Below are 19,948 nucleotides of genomic sequence, written 5' to 3' on the forward strand. Positions count from 1 at the left end.
GGCAAATCTAAGCTGCGTGCTGTTCATCTCGCTTAAAGACCAATTCTTTATCCGATGAACTTTCAGCATCAAAGTAATACCCTTCACTATCAAATGCTTTTAATTGTTCTGCTTGGCTTAATTTATTTTCAATCAAGTATCTTGCCATCAATCCACGCGCTTTTTTCGCATAGAAACTAATGACTTTATATTTTCCGTTCTTCTGATCCAAGAATACAGGCTTAATAATTTCTGCCTGAATTTTCTTTTCATTCACAGATTTATAATATTCGTCAGAAGCCAAATTTACCAATACTTTCGCATCAATTTCAGCTAAATCTTGGTTAATTTGATCAGTGATAATGCTGCCCCAAAATTCATATAGATTATGACCACGCTTATTTTTTAGTTTAGTCCCCATTTCCAAACGGTACGGCATCATCAAATCCAACGGACGCAATAAACCATAAAGACCAGACAACATACGCAAATGCTGTTGGGCAAAATCAATCTCTTGGTCTTTTAAGTGATAAGCATCTAAACCGGTATATACATCGCCTTTAAATGCAAACAAGGCTTGGCGTGCATTGGAAAAATCAAAATCAGCATTCCAGTCACGAAAACGCTCTACATTTAAATTGGCAATTTTTTCGCTTACTGTCATCAAGGATGCGATTTCAGTCGCCGAAAGTTTACGGCATACATCAATCAACTGTTGAGATTGCGCCAATAAACGTGGTTGTGTATGTGTATCAGTAGGAAGTGCTGTAGTGTAATCAAGTGTTTTGGCTGGAGAAATTAAAGCAAGCATAATCAATCAAAAATAAATTTATCTTGGTGAAACTATAACAGTTGATAATTTTTAATGCCAATTCGTGTTCTCGTTCAGTTTTATCGGTAAAATAGTGGATTCTTCCATTATCCATTGCGTATCTTATGTCTGAGCAATTATTCATCCAAGGTCCTGTTGGTCAAATTGAAATGTTTGTTGATCAACCCCAAGGTGAAATCACAGGTTTTGCTGTTGTCTGCCATCCACATCCCTTACAAGGTGGTACACCGCATCATAAAGTCCCTGTTTTATTGGCTCAGATTTTCAATGAAATGGGCTGTGTTGTTTACCGCCCCAGCTTCCGCGGTTTAGCTGGTAGTGAAGGCACACATGACCAAGGCCATGGCGAGACTGATGACATCATGGCTGTGATTGAATATGCCCGTGAAAAGCATGCAGGTTTAACCTTCTACGCAGGTGGTTTTAGCTTTGGTTCACATGTACTGGCAAAATGCCAAGCCCAACTCAGCAATGAGTTACGTCCTAAACAGTTAGTGTTATGTGGTTTACCTACTGGCTCAGTTGTTGATTTACGTCATTACAAAACCCCTGCAATTGACGGCGACATTCTATTTGTTCACGGTGAACAGGATGATATTACCTTGCTCTCAGATATGATCGCTTGGGCAAAACCACAAAAACATCCGATCACGATTTTGCCAGGCGCCAATCATTTCTTCACAGGGTATCTAAAACAGTTGCGTCAAGTTATTACTCGTTTTTTAAAACTGTAGGCTTAACAACAAATTACTAAGAAAAATATACTTTTTTGAATCCAATGTCTGTTATATCAATATAGATGTACAGACATTCGGGTTCTTTAATAATGAAATTAAATAAAAAACAGGGACTTTTTTTAAAGCAAACCATTGAACAATGGCAACAACAAGGCACGATTACGCCTGATGTAGCCAATGAGTTAAATCAGAGTTTTTCAATTCGGCCGTTTGACTGGGAACGGCTGGCAAAATATTCATTCTGGATTTCAATAATTTGTGCCGTGATTGCGATTGCTGCAATTACCGCTGATCAGTTCTTGATGGAATTGATTGAAAAAATCTTTATCAATTCCAAAATCATTCCCTGTTTGATTTTTGCTGTGGTTGCAGCAGCCTTTTATGGCTTTGCATATCATCGACGTAAAACCAAACCCTTACATCAATTTAGTAATGAGGCGATTATTTTTGCAGGCGTGCTCTCTACCGCAGCGTCTGTCGCCTATTTTGGCCAAGCGATTGATACTGGTAGTGGGCATTTTTCTTTATTATTCCTGCTCTCCACCATCATTTATGCAGCACTTGCCTTCTGGTTCCCTTCTAAACTGATCTGGGTGTTTTCGCTGCTATCACTCGGCTCATGGTTTGGGACGGAAACAGGCTATATGTCTGGCTGGGGTGCCTATTATTTAGGCATGAACTTCCCTTTACGCTTTGTCTTTTTTGGCGGTGTATTGATTGGCTTAAGCCTACTGTTTAAACGCTATGCGCATTTTAGAGACTTTGCACATTCGACTTATGTTATGGGCCTGCTGTATCTATTTATTGCCTTATGGATTCTCTCAATCTTTGGCAATTATGGAGACTTGAATAGTTGGTATAGCGTTAAACAATATGAGCTGTTGCATTGGGGTATCTTGTTTGCCTTTATTGCCATCATCGCAATTGTTTATGGTTTAAAACACGATGATGCTACCTCACGTGGTTTTGGTATCACCTTTTTATTCATTAACCTCTACACCAAATATTTTGAGTTCTTCTGGAATGGCATGCATAAAGCCATTTTCTTTATTCTGCTGGCAGCATCTTTCTGGTGGCTTGGTCGGCATGCCGAAAAGCTCTGGAATTTAGAATTTCTACCCAACCAATCCCAAATCAAGAAAGATCATCCGATTGAATGATTATTGAAAATCGCCCCAACTCAAGCCAAACCGAGCCAAATACTTTTTGACTCGGTCACTATCATTGGTGGTATTACGTTGTTGGCGTGAAGCTGCAAACAATTGACGTCCAGCATCCGCCATTGACTTGGCATTTTCACAGACTTGCAGCACCCCACGCAGTTGAATCTGATCAAACTCATCGATCTCGCTCAACTGCGCTTGATCTAAATACTTGAGTAGAACATCCTTTTCCTTGAATTCACTTTGTGTGGTTTGAATCGACCACAACTGCTTTAAACGCTGAATCTCTTTTTCGACTGTTTCTGAACGGATCAGCTCACCACTGGATAATGTCGCTAACCGCGTCACACTGGCAGTTAAATCACGAAAATTGCCTTGCCACGATGCTTCTTTAGACTTGGCAAATTTCAAATACACATCGAGTGCATCACGTTGAAAACGTAGTTGTCGTTGATGATTTGCCGCGAAGCGTTGCAACTCAAATTCAATATTCGGGGCAATATCTTCAATTCGATCTTTAAGATTAGGTAAAAAGAAAGTCCATGTATTCAATCGCGCCCATAAATCCTCTCGGAAACGACCTGCCTGCACTTCAGTTCTTAGATCCCGATTGGTTCCTGCAATCAGTTGGAAATCTGCCTGAACCTCTTTGTCACTTCCGACAGGAAAAAAGGATTTATCCTCCAACGCCTTGAGCAGCATCGCTTGCTCATCCAGTCCAAGTTCACCAATCTCATCCAAAAACAAAATACCCTGATCGGCACTTTTTAATAGACCTGTCCGCGAAGCCGCTGCACCTGTAAATGCTCCTTTGATATGACCAAACAAACTCGACATGGCACTGTCACCACGTAAGGTCGCACAGTTGACATCAATAAAGCGACCATTCAAATGAAACTTATCTTTCTTTAATTGAAAGATTTGTTTGGCTAAATGCGATTTTCCAACCCCTGTTGCCCCCATAATCAGGATCGGGGCACTGGAGCGTGTTGCCACCAGCTCAACCTCGGTGATCAGTTGATTAAATTCGGGGTTATAGGTTGAGATATTGGCTTTTAGTTGCTGCCAGTTTTGTTGTTGTTCATCTTCAAAACGTTGCTTGAGAACATCATAGCGAGACAAGTCCAGATCAATGATACGATATTCACCTTCTGGTGTTTTTTGTTGATTGGGTGCACTTTGAATCAGCTTGGCAGGCAAATAATTGGCATCGACCAAAAGATACCAACAGATTTGACCAACGTGTGTGCCTGTCGTGATATGCAAAAGATAGTTATTTTTTTCAGTATCAAATGGATAGGTTTTTACAAAGTCATACAGCGCACCATAGACCTCGGCAAAATCCCAAGGATCACAGATACTCACTCGCTGCCCGGACACGGTAGTCGATGGCGACACATCCTGCACATCTTCAGCAATAAATTTAACTAAATTATGATGTTGTCGATCATGCAATAGTACCAATTCATCCACAATCAAATCTTCATGCATCAGAAGGCTCAAAGTCGGACGCCAGCGTTGCCATCGATCAGGACGCTTTCCTTGATCTAAAGTAGAACCCACAAAGCCAATCACAACGGTTTTTTTATTCATTTAAATCTATCATGTTGAATATTTAAAATAGCTTGATATTTCCCTGATTCAGGAAGAAAAGCCTTAAACTGATTATTTCCAATACCTATCCATAATCGCCCACATTGCGTACATTCATACATATCTGCAGAATATCGTATAAACCTATCTATAAACTGCTCAGAAAATGTCTGTTTATGATTTAAAGGCGTATTCATCGTGCCATCGACTGCATCATAAAAATCAAATAAATCAACATCAGTAATAAAAGAAGCTTTGTATGGAATTTGATCTGTCTGATCAACAATCACATGACCACATACACATCCTAGTTTACTCATTTGAGGCTATGCCCTTAAATCTTTTTATTGATCTTATGATCTTTGCACATCATTTTCTATAAAATTTTATAGTTTCATATACAATAACCTTTTCATTAAAAAATACCAACAAGATGCTTCATTTTACTTTTTTAGGCACATCATCTGGTGTACCCACACTGACACGCAACGTTTCTGGTTTAGCCATCCGCAACAGCAAGAATAAAGACTGGATATTGGTCGATGCTGGTGAAGGCACACAGCATCGCATTCAACAGGCCAAACTTTCATTACAAAACTTAATCGCGATCTGCATTAGCCATGTTCACGGCGATCACTGTTATGGCCTAGTTGGCTTACTCGCAAGTGCAGGTATGAATGCCCGTACTGCACCTTTAACCATTATCGCTCCCAAAGAAATTCAACAATGGATTGCAGTCACAGCACAACTGACCGATTTACATTTACCTTACCCACTCCACTTTATTGATGTAAATGAAGCGACTCAGATACAGCAACTGACAGATAATCTTTCAATTCAAGCTCACCCACTCAGTCATCGTGTACCCAGTTTCGCATTTAGTATGATTGCGCAATACACTCAAAAAAAATTAGATACGCAGGCTTTAATTCAACTCGGCGTACCCAAAGGCAAAGCTTGGGGCGATTTACAACAAGGTCTGGACATTCAATTTAATGGACAAACTTTAAAAGCAGTCGATTTTACCCAGTTACAGATACAACGCGCACATGCCATCGTCGGCGGCGATAATGACCGTCCTGAATTATTGGCACAGGCTTGCGAAGATGCTCAACTTTTGATTCACGAAAGCACCTACACGCAAGCCGGTTTAGATAAAGTCGGTTCAGGCCCAATGCATAGTTCAGCAAAGATGGTTGCAGAATTCGCTCAGCAACAAGGCCTAAGCAATCTAATCCTGACGCACTTTAGTCCAAGACATCAAGACAGTGCTGGACAGCAAGCCATTGCAGAGGAAGTGCAAGCTTTCTATCAAGGAAACTTCTATTTAGCCCATGATTTCGATCAATTTAGCTTAGATGAGACAGGTCAACTTTCAAAAATTGATAAATCACTATAGTTCTTGTGCAATGTGACCTATCTACAAAATTTTCGGATAGATCACATGGCATTTTAGTAATTATTCAAATCAATAAACCAATCTAATTCTTCTTAGAATCAACTTAATTATTTATGGCACATCAGGATTGAAAAAATCAAATACTCTTCGTAAGAGACGAAATGGTAAGTTAATGATCAAATAAACAGCCTCAACAAACATATCTATTGGATCAAACCAGTACCAAGCATCACTTCTACGTTCACGCTGCTCTCGCTTTGGTTTTACCCAGTAAGCAAATAAAAAACAAACGATACTTAGCGCGAAAAAAATAAGATCAAAATTCTCCCCTAGGAACTGAACAAGATAAAACACCCCAGCTGCAAATAAAAAAATTGTGATTAAATAACGAAAAATATCCATTCGGCTTAGCAATTTATTTGTATTTTGTTATGTTTATAGCATGTCCTTATGCAAAGACATACTTGAATTTCCATAAACACACCACTGCCCATCTGAAAAATATTAGCCTTGCCAATTACCCCCTTTCATAGTCATAAGAAGTGAAATTTGCTTTTCCACATAAAGACAACACCTTAAACAAAATATCTAAAAAGATATAAACTTATATATTTTTATATTAAATTTTTAATCATAAGCTTGCCAGATTGAATAGAAAATATTTTAAAAATTAATTAAATTATGTATATCAAAAACTTACGTAAATTATTTTGTATTCTATAAAAAGTTGGCACACTCGCTGCTATAGTATAAGCACACAACATCATTGGGATCTTGTGAATATCACCTGCCTGCAAACGCTTGGCAGGCAGGCTTTGAAAGGAAAATGAAAATGTCTGTCGTTGAACAACTTAACCAACAAGCTCAATTTGAACAAGAACAGCAACAACGTGCTTATCAGGTTCTACAAAATGGAAAAAGTATGCCAGTAAAAATGTGGACCAATGGCGTACTGGTCGATGACAACTCAAAACAACAATTGCTGCAAACCGCACAAATGCCGTTTATTTATAAATGGATGGCCGTAATGCCAGACGTTCACTTTGGCCTAGGTGCAACCATCGGAAGTGTGATTCCAACCAAAGGGGCGATTATCCCTGCTGCGGTCGGTGTCGATATCGGGTGTGGAATGATGGCGACGCGTACCAGCTTAACCGCTTCTGATTTACCCGATAACTTATATGCTTTACGTACTGAACTGGAACGTCTGATTCCACATGGAATGACCAAAGGCCGTGGTCGAGATAAAGGTTCTTGGGAAACGCCACCTGAAATGGTAGACCAAGCTTGGGCTGATTTAGTTGCAGATTTTGACTTCATCTGTGCAAAGCATCCTCGCCTAAAAAATACCAATAACCGCAAGCAACTGGGAACTTTAGGAACAGGAAATCACTTTGTAGAAATCTGTTTGGATGAACACGACCATGTTTGGATTATGTTGCACTCAGGTTCTCGCGGTGTGGGTAATGCCATCGGTAATCATTTTATCGAGCTGGCACGTAAAGATATGCAGAAGCACTTTATTAACTTACCCAACAAAGATTTGGCTTATTTAGTCGAAGGAACTGAACATTTTGATGATTACTGGTTTGCAGTAGGTTGGGCACAACGCTTTGCCATGAAAAACCGTGAAATCATGATGCAGTCTGCGATTAAGGCCTTAGCAACGATTATTCCGAAACCGTTCCAAGCACGATTGGAAGCCGTGAATTGCCACCATAATTATGTGGAAAAGGAAGAACATTATGGCGAAGAAGTTATGGTAACCCGTAAAGGTGCTGTACGTGCACGTTTGGGAGAATATGGAATTATCCCGGGTTCAATGGGCGCCAAGTCCTTTATTGTTCGCGGTCTTGGAAATCAGGAATCATTTTGCTCATGTTCACATGGTGCAGGCCGCGTAATGAGCCGTGCTGAAGCAAAACGACGTTTTACTGTGGAAGATCAGATTGCGCAGACTGAAGGCGTGGAATGCCGTAAAGATGCTGCGGTAATTGATGAGATTCCATCGGCCTATAAACCAATTGAAGATGTTATGAAAGCACAGCAGGATTTGGTTGAAGTGGTGTATACATTAAGACAAGTAGTATGTGTTAAGGGCTAATTATGGAAAAGGATTGTTTAGATATTCGAAGCTATAGAATCAGAGCAAATGAAGCAGTTCATCTCGCTCTACCTGAGCAATCCTATTACATCATCTTGGCTGTAAATACTGATGAAATTTTACCTGAATGGCGTAATTGGATTTGTGAGCAGATTGTCTATTCAAGACTATGCATTCAAGCAATGGTGGCAGGACATGAGTGCTCTATTTGGGATGATGCCTAGATGAAACGTATCTAGGTTTTTATAACGATCAACCACCAGTCGATCATTGCTTCATGACAACTTGGCATAAAAATGAAACTTTAGAAGATATTACTGAATTTGCAAAATTTAGTATGGAATTGGAAAATGTTTCAAACTTAGTCATTGTACATATTGAATAAAAGGTAAATAAAATGAAACTCGCAGAAGCACTTTTACTGCGAAGCGATCAACAAAAAAAGCTCGCTTCATTAAAACAACGGATCAACGCCAATGTATTGGTACAAGATGGTGATGAACCGAGTGAAGATCCAAATGAACTGATCAAACAGGTGTTTGCTTTGAGCCAAGAAAGCAATCAATTGATTTGTCGCATTCATTTGACCAACGCACAAGCAAAATTAGAGGATGGCAAAATCCTGCTGTCCCTATTAAGCTTACGAGATAGTTATGCTGAGCAACACAAGATTCTCGTTGATGCGATTGCCAATACCCATCGTGAACCTGATCGTTATAGTTCACGCGAGATCAAATGGCAGAAGGTTATCCCTGTCTCTAGCTTGCAAAAACAAGCCGATGATATCAGCGCGAAATTACGTGATTTAAATATCAAAATTCAGGCTGCAAATTGGCAAATTGATTTAGTTGAATAGACAACAGATTTTGTGAATTTAGTTCACAATCACAGTTTGGACATACTGGGCGAGTACAAGATCCTGCGTTACTCCGATCTGAGGGATTGAAAATAATTCAGGCGGCTATGGCAGCATGCGAGCCGTGCATCAATCTTCACTGATTAGGCTCAGCACCATGGACCTCGTAAACCTTTGCCAAAAGCAAAGTCACGCGTTACTTCGCATTACCATGTACTGACAGTATGTTCATTTAATTAGAAAATAAGGAAAATAGACGTGAATAAGGCCTTGGCAAATATGCCAGCAACCATCCAGATTGATGGTTCACAAGGTGAAGGTGGTGGACAAATTTTAAGAACTGCCCTTGCCCTTTCGATGATTACAGGTCAGGCATTTGAATTAATTAACATTCGGGCTAGACGGAAAAAACCAGGTTTAATGCGTCAGCATTTGGTCTGTGTACAGGCATCCCAACAGATTAGCCAAGCGTATGTTGAAGGTGCTGAACTCCATAGCCAGCGCTTGTACTTTGCACCTCAACATGTACAAAGTGGCAAATACCAATTCCATATTGGTTCAGCAGGCAGCACAACTCTGGTTTTACAGACCCTATTGCCTGCTTTGTTATTGCAAAATCAAGCTAGTGAACTCATCATCTCAGGCGGTACTCATAATCCGCTTGCACCGACAGCAGATTTTATCGAGTATTGCTTTTTACCTACACTCACCAAGATGGGAATAGAAACCGAGTTTAAGTTAAATAAAGCAGGTTTCTTCCCGATTGGTGCAGGTGAAATTCAAATCAAGATTCAACCGTGGCAACATCGAAACAAGTTTAGCTTGTTAGAACGTGGCGCTTTACAAAATACTGAACCGTACCGGGTTTGTCGGAGACTCAATATTCTGAGAGACTATTCCGATGAAAAAACCAAACTATACCCCCGAAATTAGAGAAAGAGCGGTTCAATTACTAATTGAATCTGAAAAAGATTATCCATCGAATTGGGCAGCAGTTTCCGCAATTGCTCCTAAAATTGGCTGTACTCCTGAAACACTTCGTGTTTGGTATCAAAAATACTTAGATCAACAAAATCCCGCCAAAGTACAACAGGTATCTGACCAAGAAAAAATGAAGCAAATGGAACGTGAAATTAAAGAATTAAAACGTGCCAATGAAATTCTACGTAAAGCAGCCGCTTTTTTCGCCCAGGCGGAGCTCGACCGCCCACACAAATAATGGTGGATTTTATCCATAACAATAAGGCGTTATATGGTGTTGAAGCGATTTGTAGAATTTTACCGATTGCAGCTTCGACCTATTATCGGGCTTTAGATTTCGTTGATAACCCAGAACATCGAGCGAAACGTGCTCTGCATGATTTACATCATGCAGAGCAAATCAAACGTATTTGGAAAGAAAGTTCAGGTCGATATGGTGTACGTAAAGTTTGGCAAAAATTGAAACGTGAGGGTTATGTTATTGCATCGTTGTACAGTTGCTCGATTGATGCAAAAGCTAGGTATACAAGGTGTTTGGCGTGGTAAGAATAAACAAACCACCCGTAGCCGAGATGATCAAAAACGAGCAGATGATTTAGTGAAACGGAATTTTAGTGCTGATCGACCTGACCAATTATGGGTCAGTGACTTTACGTATATTCAAACACATTCAGGCTGGGTCTATACCGCCTTTATTATTGATGTGTTCTCACGAGCAATTGTTGGATGGAAAGTATCTACACGGATGAATACAGATATGGTGCTCGATGCATTGGAGCAAGCATTGCACGATCGAGGCATGCCAAAGAATGTGATTCATCATTCCGATAGAGGTGTTCAATATCTTTCTATTCGCTATACCAATCGTTTAGATGCTGCAAATTTACGAGCATCAGTCGGTACGACAGGTGATTCATACGATAATGCTCTGGCTGAAACGGTGAATGGCTTATACAAAACAGAGGTGATTGAATATTTAAAAGCAGATTGGCAAGGTTTAGCAGATGTACAACTTGCGACACTAAACTGGGTAGATTGGTTCAATAAAAAGCGTGTACACAGTGCACTGGGTTATGTATCGCCTTTTGAGTTTGAAGCAATGTACTATGATAAGATTAACCCGTTAGGTCAGGTGGCCTAACTTAAATAAAAAAGTCTCCGACAAACCCGGTACGGTTCATACTGCAGCTTTTGCAGCTGTATTGAATGTTTCAAAAGAAGCGCAAATCGCAGAGCGGGAATTAACAACTTTAAGTAAAAGACTGAAATTAGATGCACAACAACAGTTCCATTTAAATGGGATTAGCCAAGGCAATACGGCGTATGTCAGAGTTGAGCATCAACACCACACTCAACTATTTACTGCTTTAGGTGAAATGCGAAAAAGTGCAGAACAAATTGCCAATCATTTGGCTGAACAGGTGCAGCAATATATTGCTTCTCAGGCGGCTGTGGATGAATATTTAGCAGATCAGTTGTTATTGCCTATAGCATTGGGTCAAGGCGGTGAATTTACCGCACAATGTATTAGTGAACATACCCGTACTCAAGCCACTATGATTGAAAAATTTATTAATTGTGAAATTGAATTTATCGAGCTGGATAAAACACTGTTTCAGGTCAAAGTAAACGTAGAATAGTGAATATTAAATATGAAAGAACATACTCAAATAAGCAAATTTTTAAGCCTGATCTTAAGACATAAGCCTGAACAAATTGGGCTTCAGCTTGATCAAGAAGGTTGGGCAAAAATTGCTGAGCTCATTGAAGCTGCGCAACAACACAATGTTCTTCTAGATCAAGCATTCCTCCAACTAATAGTAGAACAAAATGATAAAAAACGCTTCCAAATCTCAGACGATGGTTTGATGATCAGAGCTGTGCAAGGCCACTCAACAAGCACTGTACAGCGGCAAATGATTGCACTAAAACCACCACAATATTTATATCATGGCACAGCGAGTCGATTTATAGATTCAATTCAGACGCAAGGCTTAATTGCAGGACAGCGTCATTATGTACATTTAAGTGAAAATAAAGAAACGGCTTTGAATGTAGGTCAACGCTATGGCAAGCCTGTGCTCTTCTTAATCAATACGGTACAAATGCATAAAGATGGCTTTGAGTTTTATCAGGCAGAAAATGGTGTTTGGCTAACAAAGCATGTACCAACACAATATTTATCACTAAATGATCAGACCAAGGCAGAATCATTGGTCTGATCTGATTCCGAGATTGAGTTAACGCACACTTTCCAAAGCCGTCACTAACAACGTCCAACATTTCTCGACCGTTTCTACTTTAACTCTTTCACCCGGCGCATGCGCCCCTTGAATATCAGGGCCAAACGATACCATTTGTAAATTCGGATAATGTTCAGCGATAATGCCACACTCCAAACCAGCATGAATCACTTTCAAGTTTGGTTCAATTTTAAATGCGGATTGATAAGCTTGTTGTAGACATTTCAATGCAGCCGAATCTGGATTTGGTGTCCAACCCGATACTAACGGCGTTAATTCGGATTGAATCTGGAAATTGGCAAAGTGTTGTTGAATATTTTGTGCAAATGTCACGGCTTCTTGGTTCACCATCGAACGAACCATAATTAAGGTTTTCGCTTCATCTTTTGTCAATTTGATCACACCAATATTATTTGAGGTCTCAACCACATCGGGTAAAGCAGCACTCCACTGTGCAACGCCATAAGGGCAAGTTGCCAAGGCCTGCAACCAAGCTTGTTGCTGCTGCATTGTAATAACTTCATGTATCTGATTGGCATTTTTTTGTATGGTAATGTGCAGTTGATCATCAATACCTTTTAGTTTTTGTTGCCATTCAGCCTGTGTAGCTGCAACTGCTTTTTCTAGAGCAGTCAATTGATCTATCTCAATTGCAATGGTTGCCACAGCTTCACGCGGGATGGCATTTCGTGCCGATCCACCGACAAACTCAACCAGTCGACCATTGAATTGTGCTAAATAGTCATTCAGGAAATTGGCTAAAATCATATTGGCATTACCACGACCTAGATGAATATCAACCCCAGAGTGACCGCCCTTTAAACCTGATACCAGTAAATCTACATAAATTAAATTTGCTGGTGCTGTTTCATATGCAAGTGGCTGCCCCACTTCCAAATCAATACTTCCTGCACAACCAAGATACAATTCGCCCCATTCTTCAGTATCAATATTAAAGAGCCATTGTCCAGTTAAAACACCGGACTCAAGCAAACGAGCACCGCTCATTCCCGCTTCTTCATCAATGGTTAGCAGAACCTCAATCGGCCCGTGCGCAATATCATTTGACTCTAATACGGCCAACGCTAGTGCAACCCCAATGCCATTATCCGCACCTAAGGTCGTATTTTCAGCAATCAACCAGCCATCTTTTAATACAGGTTGGATTGGATCTTTAAAAAAGTCATGTTGGGTCCCGCGGTTTGCCTGAGTCACCATGTCCAAGTGTCCCTGCAAAATCACACCTGCAACCTGTTCTTTACCCGCTGTAGCGGCTTTTCGAATGATTAAATTCCCTATGTCATCAACATAGGTTTCCAAGTTGCGCTGTTCCGCCCAATCTTTTAAATGTTGCCTTAATTGTTGTTCATGCTTGGATGGTCGAGGAATCGTACATAAGGTCTCAAAGTGTTGCCAAACCGCTTGGGGTGATAATTTAGAAAAATCGACCTGTATCATGCACCTATATCCTCAAATAAAGCGTTTAAACCAATATACACCATACACTCAAAGGGCGATGATGTTAAATCACTTCATTTTAGATTTTATGTGCAAATTTGACTTAGCTTTTCCACACAAACTGAGAAAAACTATGCTCTGCTTTTAAGCTATTTTCAACAGCTTGAGCCAATTGGCGAATAACACTCTGGGTTTCAATACGCTCAAACCAGGCTTGTTCTTGCTGAGGATTGGCAGAGATTTCACAGAGAATATGCCCTTCGGTATCTTGCTGTGAGCATAAGATGGAAAGCGGTAATTGGTGATTGTCGATACGCACTTCAATTTTTTCATGCTCATGACGGATATGCTTCGCATCAAAACCGTATTGTTCTAATTGTTTATACAGCAGCGCAGCCACGTACTCTTGCGTGATATAGCATTCATTCGGTGGATGATCAACCATCCCGTGTTTTGGGCAATCTGCTATAAATTGCAACGTTTTCATGCTATTCCCTCTATTCTTATGTTTTTTAGCTCTGGATCGCAGCGCTAAACCAACTGGTACGCTAAGAATTATTATATATACAATTGTCTTTAATGGATTAGCTGATTGTCTTAGTTCTATAGCTAAATTGATAAATTTAGACCCGATTAGATATGTACATCGACAAACTCCGTCTTTTTATTATTTAAGCGTTTTAGCATTATCTTTAGCCAATTGTCTTTATCGATATGCTTATATAAAAAAGCAGCATTTAACTTATTTTCAAAGCTAAACACTGCTTTTTTAAAATCAGCTTATGGATTCACAACCTGTACATCCAAACCCGCTGAATTTGCGAGTTCAGTAAATGTCGGGAAACTTGTCGCCACAGTTTCTGTACCATGAATGGTAATGTTACCCGAGGTACGCAAACCAGCCATACTAAAACTCATGGCAATACGATGGTCATGGTGTGATTCAATTTCACCACCAGTAAAGATCGCAGACCAATCACCAGACTTGCCTTTCCCTTCGATGATAATGCCATCTTCGGTTGGGGTGCAATCAATCCCCATGATTTTCAAGCCATCTGCCATCACTTGGATACGGTCAGATTCTTTAACACGAAGCTCAGCAGCACCTGTCAGAACCGTTTGGCCTTCTGCACATGCAGCAGCAATGAATAATGCAGGGAATTCATCGATGGCTAACGGCACTTGATCTTCTGGCATATGAATGCCTTTCAGCGTTCTAGAACCTTTGATATGAATATCTGCAATGGGTTCACCGCCTGCAATACGTTCATTTTCTACGCTTAGATCAGCACCCATCTGCTTAAGAATTTCAATCACACCTGTACGCGTTGGATTAATCCCCACCGCTTCAAGAATGACGTCTGCTCCTTCAGTAATTGCAGCACCCACCATAAAGAATGCAGCAGATGAAATATCAGAAGGTACCTGAATATCAGTCCCCACTAATTTACCACCACCCACGAGTGAAATTTTATTGCCTTCGGTTTTTACCTCATAACCAAAGGCACGTAACATACGCTCGGTATGGTCACGGGTTGGTTCAGGTTCAGTCACTGAAGTTTCACCAGCCGCCCATAAGCCTGCCAGTAAAATGCCTGATTTCACTTGAGCAGACGCCATTGGTAAATCGTACTGAATCCCTTTAAGGGCTTGGCTACCTGTAATACTGACTGGTGGTGTACCTTTCTCACCTGTGGTTTGGATTTGTGCACCCATTTCACGTAATGGCTTGGCAATACGCTCCATTGGACGTTTAGACAATGAGGCATCACCTGTCATCACTGAATCAAACTTCTGCGCAGACAACATGCCTGACAGCAAACGCATACTGGTACCTGAGTTCCCCATATACAAAGCACTTGCTGGCGCTTTTAAACCGTGCATGCCCACACCATGAATGGTGACTTCACCATTCTTAGGCCCTTCGATGCTCACGCCCATGTCACGGAAAGCCTGCAAAGTTGCGAGTGCATCTTCACCCTCCAAGAAGCCAGTCACATGGGTTGTGCCTTCAGCAATCGCACCAAACATGATGGAGCGATGTGACACAGATTTGTCACCTGGTACGGTGAATTTACCTGTAAATGTTTTCTTTCCCGGTAAAATGGTAAATTGCTGTGTCACCTTGTTTTTCTCCATCAAAGGTTTTTTGGCCAACATATGGTTAAAGTGCTGACGTGCCGCTTGAGCATGCCCAAGTAGTCCCATCAACGCTTGCGAATCTTCCTGTTCAATCAATTTCTTTAAAACTGACAATTGCTGTTCAAAGCCATCAACAGCATTCAAAATTGCAGTCTTATTGGCAAAGAAAATGTCATGCCACATCTGTGGATCACTGGCTGCAATCCGAGAGAAGTCACGGAAACCGCCAGCAGCATAGCGGAAAATGTCTAAATTATCTTCACGATTTGCCAGTTGCTCAACCAAGTTGAATGCCATCAAATGCGGTAAATGACTGGTATGTGCCAATACCTCATCATGTTTTGCCACATCCATGCAAATAACTTCAGCTTTTGCCGCAGACCAGAGTTGAACCAGCTTTTCAACAGCCCAATCCGCACTACTTGGCAAGGGAGTCAAAATTACTTTATGGTTAACAAATAAATCAACTTTACCTGCATGTACCCCAGTATGCTCAGCTCCCGCAATCGGATGCCCAGGTACAAAACCGACTGGCAAGTTTTCGCCAAAGACTGCTTTCGCCGCTTCAACGACATTGCCTTTGGTACTTCCTACATCAGTAATGATGGTATTGTCTGCCAAATAAGGTTTGATTTGCTCAAGCACGTTTTGCGTTGCACGAACAGGCAAGGCTAAAACAATTAAATCTGCATCCTGAACTGCTTCTTCAGGCGTAGCATAACCGTGTTGAATAAGACCGAGTGCTTTGGCATCTTCTAATGTTTTTTTTGAACGTGTTGAAGCCACAATTTGAGATGCAAGCTGTTCTGCCACAATCACACGAGCAAGGCTAGACCCAATCAGTCCAAGCCCAATAAATGCAACTTTTTTAAATAATGGTTGAGACATAAAACATATTTGCCTATGTAAAAATCTCCCCTAACCCCTCTTTTAAAAGAGGGGAAACTCCTCCCTTTATAAAGGGAGGTTGGGAGGGATTTTAAAATTTATTACAATAAATAGACTTACAAAACAGCGATTGGATACGATCCAAGTACACGTAGTTCTTTGACCATTGGACGAATTTCTTCCAATGCCGCCGCAACATTTTCCTGACCAATATGCCCTTCCAAATCGATAAAGAACACATACGCCCATTTTTCAGGTAATGCTGGACGCGTTTCAATGCTGGTCAAGCTGATTTGATGCTTAGCAAATGGTGCAAGAATTTCCAGTAAAGCACCAGCACGATCATGCGCAGAGATCAATAACGAAGTCTTGTCATTACCACTTTGAGGGATCTTCTCACGACCAATGACAAGGAAACGTGTGGTATTTTCAGGGTTATCTTCAATATTGCTATGTAAAATCTCGAGGTTATACATGTTTGCTGCAATATCAGATGCAATTGCTGCTGAATGCCATTCGTTACGAATACGGCGCGCCGCTTCCGCATTTGAGTTCAGCGCAACACGCTCTACACCCGGATAGTGGGCATCTAACCATTTGCGGCATTGTGCCAAGGTTTGCTGATGCGCATAAATCTGTTTAATGCTGTCTTTACGGGTATTCTCGGATACAAGGAATTGATGATGAATACGTAGTTCAACTTCCCCAATCACATTGACGGTCGATGATTTAAAGCAATCCAGCGTATGGTTAACAATACCTTCAGATGAGTTCTCCACTGGAACAACGCCATAATGTGCGCTACCCGCTTCGACTTCACGGAAGACTTCATCAATGGTTGGTAATGGACGTACAACCGCATCTTTACCAAAATGCTTTAACACAGCAGAATGCGTATATGTTCCTTCCGGCCCTAAGAACGCAATACTTTGTGGTGCTTCAAGTGCCAGACAAGCAGACATGATTTCACGGAATAAACGTGCCATGGTCGCATCAGACAAAGGTCCCTGATTACGCTCCATCACTTTGCGCAGCACTTGAGCTTCACGTTCAGGGCGATAAAACAGTGGATTTTCTTCGGATGCAAATTTCGCTTTAGCTACCGCTTCTGCCAGTGTCGCACGGCGGTTGAGTAACTCTTGGATTTGTTGATCAACACTATCAATATCGTTACGAATTTGTTCTAAATTAAGTGAATTCGATGTGTTTTGTCCATCGTTTACCATTGAATGCAGCCTCAGCAAAATCATCTATAAGAATGGATTAAAATCTATGTATGAATCGATTATCCGAACTAGAGTATAACAATACTTTTATGCATTAAACACGCTGAGTTTTAACTCTTTTTCGCATTAAACTTTATTGATAATGATTTTCATTATATATTTCCTGTCAAATTTTTGACGAGTGTAAATAAAGTAATGTTTAGACGTCTTGGTATTTTGACTTTTTCTTTCATGATCGCTAGCCAATCAGTGGTTGCACAGCCTGCTACGGCAAGTTCCAGCTCAACTCAAGAAGTACAAGCAAATACCCAGACCAAACAAAGTTTTATCCTGAAATCAAAATATACTTCTCAAGACTACCTGATCCAGATTGCCGTTCCCGATCGTGCAGCACCTGTAAATGGCTTTCCTGTTTTGTATGTGCTGGATGGCAATGCCGCCTTTGAAAGCGCGGCCAATATTGCGAGATCAGTTGGTGTAGGTGCAAATCGTTTGGGGCTTAGCCCTGTGGTAATTGTTGCAGTTGGCTATCCCCACCAGAGCACCTTTGATGTGCAAAAACGCGCCTTAGACTATACCCCTAAAACGTCTGCCGAATTTCAAGCGCAGGCAAAATATCAGTATGGTGGTGCAGACCAGTTCATCCAGTTCTTAGATAAAGAACTTAAACCTGCAATCAGTTCACGAATTAAGGTCAATGCCCAGCAACAAAGCTTATTCGGACACTCCTTTGGCGGATTGTTTGCATTACATACCTTCTTTTCGAAGCCACAGACATTTCAGCGATATATTGCCGCAAGCCCTTCACTTTGGTTTGACAACTACGCCTTAGCCAATAGACAGGCTGAATGGCTAAAAAATAAAACCAATACAACTCAAAATGTAATGCTTATGACCACCATCGGTACGCAAGAATTAGGGAAAGGACCCGCGGCAGATCCCAATGCTTTAAAAAAGCAAAATGATTTTTATCAAAATTTTAAAGACCAATACTCGAAACAATTTTCTTTTTGGCATTTTCAGCATCCCGCTGAACAGCACCTGACCAATCTGTACGCCAGTCTCCCAAAAGCCATTCTACTTGCAGGATGTCAAACCGAACATTGTGCTGCTTTATTTAATGAGCCAAAGCCTTAATCTCTTCCTGCATAAAACAAAATAGCCTGCTATAGAGCAGGCTATTTTTTTGAGGGGCTGAATTAAGCTTTACCGATAATGCCACGTGCCACGATTTCTTTCATGATTTCGTTAGTACCACCATAAATACGCTGGATACGTGCATCAACGAAGAAACGTGAAATTGGATATTCAATCATATAGCCATAACCACCGAAGAGTTGAAGCAAGTTATCAGCGACTTTCATTTGCATATCAGTACTAAAGCTCTTCAATGCAGCGGCTGTTTCAACATCTAACTTGCCTTCATTGTATAAAGCTACATTTTGGTTATAGAAAGCAGCTGTTGCCAACTCATCAATCTTCGCTTGAGCCAAGACAAAACGTGTATTTTGGAATTGTGAAATTGCCTGACCAAAGGCTTGGCGTTCTTTTACATACGCTGTTGCTAAATCAATTGCGCCACGGATTGCACCCAATGCCGTTGAAGCAATCGCGGTACGTTCACGTGGAAGCTCCTGCATCAGGTAAGCAAAACCTTGCCCTGCTTGGCCCAACAATTGATCTTTCGGTACTTTGACATTATCAAAGAACAACTCTGACGTATCTTGTGAGTGCAAACCAATTTTGTCGAGGTTGGTTCCCTTTTTAAACCCTTCTAAATGTGTATCCACCAACATGAGTGACACACCTTTGGCACGTGCTTGTGGATCAGTCTTCACAGCTAGAACCACAAGATCCGCATGTTGACCATTTGAAATAAAGGTCTTCGAACCATTTAACACATAATGATCATCTTGCAAGATAGCACTGGTACGCATCGCCTGTAAGTCAGAACCTGCACCTGGCTCAGTCATACCAATCGCACCCACGACTTCACCCGACACCATTTTTGGCAACCAATACTGTTTTTGTTCTTCTGTCGCAATGTGCTGAATATACGGCGCAGCAATTTCAGAATGACATGAAATCGCAGTTGATAATGCGCAATAGCCTGCACGTGCAGACTCTTCAACCAACATCAATGAATAATGCGTTGGTACACCATAACCGCCGTATTCTTCTGGAACATCGACACACAAGAATCCATTTTCACCCAATGCGCTCCATACCGAACGTGGCATAATGCCTTCACGCTCCCATTGGTCATAATGCGGTGCAATCTGCTCGCTCATAAAGCGTTTAAAGTTATCGCGGAAGAGTTCCAAATCTGAATCGTAAGCTAACATCA

The 19,948-nt window shown here is 41.0% G+C and carries 16 protein-coding genes, 4 pseudogenes and 1 other annotated feature; of the genes and pseudogenes, 11 read left to right on the top strand and 9 right to left on the bottom strand.

Features of this window, described 5'->3' with window-relative positions; all coding sequences use genetic code 11:
- Positions 1-7 precede the first annotated feature (7 nt).
- Complete coding sequence (gene yaaA, locus NQU59_RS13975; protein ID WP_005241912.1) at positions 8-790, bottom strand: peroxide stress protein YaaA; 783 nt, start codon at positions 788-790, stop codon at positions 8-10.
- Between the two features lie 125 nt (positions 791-915).
- Between yaaA and NQU59_RS13980 the strand changes: the two genes are divergently transcribed.
- Both NQU59_RS13980 and NQU59_RS13985 read left to right on the top strand, forming a co-directional pair.
- Positions 916-1,545, top strand: coding sequence for an alpha/beta hydrolase (locus NQU59_RS13980; RefSeq protein ID WP_043969763.1), 630 nt, complete (start codon positions 916-918; stop codon positions 1,543-1,545).
- Between the two features lie 92 nt (positions 1,546-1,637).
- Positions 1,638-2,708 carry a DUF2157 domain-containing protein gene (locus NQU59_RS13985; protein ID WP_257063842.1) on the top strand — a complete coding sequence of 357 codons (1,071 nt, stop codon included), beginning with the start codon at positions 1,638-1,640 and terminating at the stop codon, positions 2,706-2,708.
- Here the strand turns inward: NQU59_RS13985 and rtcR are convergent, their stop codons facing one another.
- Positions 2,709-4,304: an RNA repair transcriptional activator RtcR gene (rtcR, locus tag NQU59_RS13990; RefSeq protein ID WP_257063843.1), complete on the bottom strand. Its 1,596-nt coding sequence runs from the start codon at positions 4,302-4,304 to the stop codon at positions 2,709-2,711. It abuts the gene before it with no gap.
- The gene (locus NQU59_RS13995; RefSeq protein WP_257063844.1) at positions 4,301-4,624 is read right to left on the bottom strand and encodes a hypothetical protein; all 324 of its coding nucleotides are present in this window, start codon (positions 4,622-4,624) and stop codon (positions 4,301-4,303) included. Before NQU59_RS13995 ends, rtcR begins: the two co-directional genes overlap by 4 nt.
- Positions 4,625-4,737: 113 nt before the next feature.
- On the opposite strand from NQU59_RS13995, the gene NQU59_RS14000 reads away from it, so the two are divergent.
- Positions 4,738-5,703, top strand: coding sequence for a ribonuclease Z (locus NQU59_RS14000; protein ID WP_257063845.1), 966 nt, complete (start codon positions 4,738-4,740; stop codon positions 5,701-5,703).
- A 111-nt stretch (positions 5,704-5,814) separates the two neighbouring features.
- Here NQU59_RS14000 and NQU59_RS14005 read toward each other — a convergent pair whose 3' ends face one another.
- Positions 5,815-6,105 (bottom strand): hypothetical protein, encoded by a 291-nt coding sequence (locus NQU59_RS14005; protein ID WP_257063846.1) that lies wholly within the window; start codon positions 6,103-6,105, stop codon positions 5,815-5,817.
- A 430-nt stretch (positions 6,106-6,535) separates the two neighbouring features.
- Here NQU59_RS14005 and NQU59_RS14010 point away from each other — a divergent pair, with 430 nt between their 5' ends.
- The 7 genes and pseudogenes from NQU59_RS14010 (at position 6,536) to NQU59_RS14040 (ending at position 11,866) form a co-directional block, all read left to right on the top strand.
- Positions 6,536-7,807 (top strand): RtcB family protein, encoded by a 1,272-nt coding sequence (locus NQU59_RS14010; protein WP_257063847.1) that lies wholly within the window; start codon positions 6,536-6,538, stop codon positions 7,805-7,807.
- A 2-nt stretch (positions 7,808-7,809) separates the two neighbouring features.
- Positions 7,810-8,192, top strand: a pseudogene (locus NQU59_RS14015) (DUF7684 family protein).
- A 12-nt stretch (positions 8,193-8,204) separates the two neighbouring features.
- Positions 8,205-8,663 (top strand): DIP1984 family protein, encoded by a 459-nt coding sequence (locus NQU59_RS14020; RefSeq protein WP_257063848.1) that lies wholly within the window; start codon positions 8,205-8,207, stop codon positions 8,661-8,663.
- A gap of 258 nt (positions 8,664-8,921) precedes the next feature.
- Positions 8,922-9,545: pseudogene (gene rtcA / locus NQU59_RS14025) on the top strand (RNA 3'-terminal phosphate cyclase); the annotation flags it as partial.
- A gap of 19 nt (positions 9,546-9,564) precedes the next feature.
- Positions 9,565-10,785 (top strand): annotated as a pseudogene (locus NQU59_RS14030) (IS3 family transposase).
- Positions 9,840-9,956, top strand: a sequence feature (AL1L pseudoknot). It overlaps the preceding pseudogene by 117 nt.
- 40 nt (positions 10,786-10,825) lie before the next feature.
- Positions 10,826-11,284, top strand: a pseudogene (locus tag NQU59_RS14035) (RNA 3'-terminal phosphate cyclase); the annotation flags it as partial.
- A gap of 12 nt (positions 11,285-11,296) precedes the next feature.
- Positions 11,297-11,866, top strand: a complete 570-nt coding sequence (locus NQU59_RS14040; RefSeq protein ID WP_043969755.1) for an RNA 2'-phosphotransferase — start codon at positions 11,297-11,299, stop codon at positions 11,864-11,866.
- Between the two features lie 18 nt (positions 11,867-11,884).
- On the opposite strand, the gene NQU59_RS14045 is transcribed toward NQU59_RS14040, so the two are convergent.
- From NQU59_RS14045 to pheA, 4 genes are all read right to left on the bottom strand, one after another.
- Positions 11,885-13,345 (bottom strand): aminoacyl-histidine dipeptidase, encoded by a 1,461-nt coding sequence (locus NQU59_RS14045; RefSeq protein WP_257063850.1) that lies wholly within the window; start codon positions 13,343-13,345, stop codon positions 11,885-11,887.
- A 103-nt stretch (positions 13,346-13,448) separates the two neighbouring features.
- Positions 13,449-13,832 carry a hypothetical protein gene (locus tag NQU59_RS14050; RefSeq protein WP_257063851.1) on the bottom strand — a complete coding sequence of 128 codons (384 nt, stop codon included), beginning with the start codon at positions 13,830-13,832 and terminating at the stop codon, positions 13,449-13,451.
- Positions 13,833-14,125: 293 nt separating this feature from the next.
- Positions 14,126-16,375, bottom strand: coding sequence for a bifunctional prephenate dehydrogenase/3-phosphoshikimate 1-carboxyvinyltransferase (locus NQU59_RS14055; RefSeq protein WP_257063852.1), 2,250 nt, complete (start codon positions 16,373-16,375; stop codon positions 14,126-14,128).
- A 116-nt stretch (positions 16,376-16,491) separates the two neighbouring features.
- Positions 16,492-17,601, bottom strand: a complete 1,110-nt coding sequence (pheA, locus tag NQU59_RS14060; protein ID WP_005241924.1) for a prephenate dehydratase — start codon at positions 17,599-17,601, stop codon at positions 16,492-16,494.
- Positions 17,602-17,796: 195 nt separating this feature from the next.
- Between pheA and NQU59_RS14065 the strand changes: the two genes are divergently transcribed.
- Entirely contained in the window at positions 17,797-18,738 is a 942-nt protein-coding gene (locus tag NQU59_RS14065; RefSeq protein WP_257063853.1) for an alpha/beta hydrolase, read from the top strand.
- 62 nt (positions 18,739-18,800) lie between these two features.
- Here NQU59_RS14065 and NQU59_RS14070 read toward each other — a convergent pair whose 3' ends face one another.
- Positions 18,801-19,946: an acyl-CoA dehydrogenase family protein gene (locus tag NQU59_RS14070; RefSeq protein WP_257066297.1), complete on the bottom strand. Its 1,146-nt coding sequence runs from the start codon at positions 19,944-19,946 to the stop codon at positions 18,801-18,803.
- Between the last annotated feature and the right edge of the window lie 2 nt (positions 19,947-19,948).

The organism is Acinetobacter colistiniresistens (genome assembly GCF_024582815.1).
GTDB lineage: Bacteria > Pseudomonadota > Gammaproteobacteria > Pseudomonadales > Moraxellaceae > Acinetobacter.

What these genes read in the sequence shown, in the direction of transcription:
- yaaA (WP_005241912.1), bottom strand. Translation starts at nt 790, where the DNA reads ATGCTTGCTTTAATTTCTCCAGCCAAAACACTTGATTACACTACAGCA.
- NQU59_RS13980 (WP_043969763.1), top strand. Translation starts at nt 916, where the DNA reads ATGTCTGAGCAATTATTCATCCAAGGTCCTGTTGGTCAAATTGAAATG.
- NQU59_RS13985 (WP_257063842.1), top strand. Translation starts at nt 1,638, where the DNA reads ATGAAATTAAATAAAAAACAGGGACTTTTTTTAAAGCAAACCATTGAA.
- rtcR (WP_257063843.1), bottom strand. Translation starts at nt 4,304, where the DNA reads ATGAATAAAAAAACCGTTGTGATTGGCTTTGTGGGTTCTACTTTAGAT.
- NQU59_RS13995 (WP_257063844.1), bottom strand. Translation starts at nt 4,624, where the DNA reads ATGAGTAAACTAGGATGTGTATGTGGTCATGTGATTGTTGATCAGACA.
- NQU59_RS14000 (WP_257063845.1), top strand. Translation starts at nt 4,738, where the DNA reads ATGCTTCATTTTACTTTTTTAGGCACATCATCTGGTGTACCCACACTG.
- NQU59_RS14005 (WP_257063846.1), bottom strand. Translation starts at nt 6,105, where the DNA reads ATGGATATTTTTCGTTATTTAATCACAATTTTTTTATTTGCAGCTGGG.
- NQU59_RS14010 (WP_257063847.1), top strand. Translation starts at nt 6,536, where the DNA reads ATGTCTGTCGTTGAACAACTTAACCAACAAGCTCAATTTGAACAAGAA.
- NQU59_RS14020 (WP_257063848.1), top strand. Translation starts at nt 8,205, where the DNA reads ATGAAACTCGCAGAAGCACTTTTACTGCGAAGCGATCAACAAAAAAAG.
- NQU59_RS14040 (WP_043969755.1), top strand. Translation starts at nt 11,297, where the DNA reads ATGAAAGAACATACTCAAATAAGCAAATTTTTAAGCCTGATCTTAAGA.
- NQU59_RS14045 (WP_257063850.1), bottom strand. Translation starts at nt 13,345, where the DNA reads ATGATACAGGTCGATTTTTCTAAATTATCACCCCAAGCGGTTTGGCAA.
- NQU59_RS14050 (WP_257063851.1), bottom strand. Translation starts at nt 13,832, where the DNA reads ATGAAAACGTTGCAATTTATAGCAGATTGCCCAAAACACGGGATGGTT.
- NQU59_RS14055 (WP_257063852.1), bottom strand. Translation starts at nt 16,375, where the DNA reads ATGTCTCAACCATTATTTAAAAAAGTTGCATTTATTGGGCTTGGACTG.
- pheA (WP_005241924.1), bottom strand. Translation starts at nt 17,601, where the DNA reads ATGGTAAACGATGGACAAAACACATCGAATTCACTTAATTTAGAACAA.
- NQU59_RS14065 (WP_257063853.1), top strand. Translation starts at nt 17,797, where the DNA reads ATGTTTAGACGTCTTGGTATTTTGACTTTTTCTTTCATGATCGCTAGC.
- NQU59_RS14070 (WP_257066297.1), bottom strand. Translation starts at nt 19,946, where the DNA reads ATGTTAGCTTACGATTCAGATTTGGAACTCTTCCGCGATAACTTTAAA.